Raw genomic sequence first — 743 nt, 5'->3', positions numbered from 1 at the left:
GTTCAATCTCATTTGAAAAGCGAATCGGGCCAAACGTTAGAGTTCGCTTATGGAATAAATATACTCGTAAGGATCGTGTTTTAAAAAAATTTGTCAAAATAGGTTTGAAGAAAGCAGATACAGAAACTTATATTGAAGACGAGGCCCAAGTAAAATCCTACCTAGAGCAGTATGGTATCACTGCCAAGGATTTGGATTCTTACTACGACGAAATCGTCAACCAGAAAGTCCTGAAAGATTGGTGCTCGATTTATGACAGCAAGTACTCGCCAAGCAACTATGGAGATGTCAAGGTTGAAACCCAGTGGGAGAATTGGTAACAGGTCACGCAGACTTTACCCACCAGTCCATCACTATGGCCACCCATCTAAATCCTAGCAGTCTTCAGTTATCCGATTTCTATGGCGGTAGAGGGCATGTCAAGGATCTTTCAGGCTGGGAAGGAGACACGACTAAAAATGCTACGGATAAGAAACCAAGTATTGGCGAGGATGACTACAAGGCAGACCTTGATTCAGTCAATCTTATCGGTCGGATGCAACAGGGGCAATCCTATGACCAAGCCATATCTTCCTATTATGCTGACCTTCAAAAGGATCCCACTCAGAGAGAAAGAGAATTCTTGAAAAAAACGGATTGGAAACAAGTCAGAAGTACTATCTATGCCAGTATCCTTCCATTAGAGGTTATGGAAAAAGGGGAAGATGCCATTAAAGTATATATCGAAAGTAACTATCCAGGTG

The 743-nt window shown here is 41.9% G+C and carries 2 protein-coding genes; both read left to right on the top strand.

Annotated features, from left to right (window positions below):
- A partial coding sequence (locus ADH52_RS00145) for a TipC family immunity protein (protein WP_049509297.1) occupies positions 1 to 320 on the top strand: 320 nt, incomplete at its 5' end.
- A partial coding sequence (locus ADH52_RS00140; protein WP_080979835.1) for a hypothetical protein occupies positions 305 to 743 on the top strand: 439 nt, incomplete at its 3' end. The genes ADH52_RS00145 and ADH52_RS00140, both read left to right, overlap by 16 nt.

The sequence above is a fragment of the Streptococcus pseudopneumoniae genome, assembly GCF_001072665.1.
GTDB lineage: Bacteria > Bacillota > Bacilli > Lactobacillales > Streptococcaceae > Streptococcus > Streptococcus pseudopneumoniae_S.
This window is presented reverse-complemented; position numbering and strand designations above follow the sequence as displayed.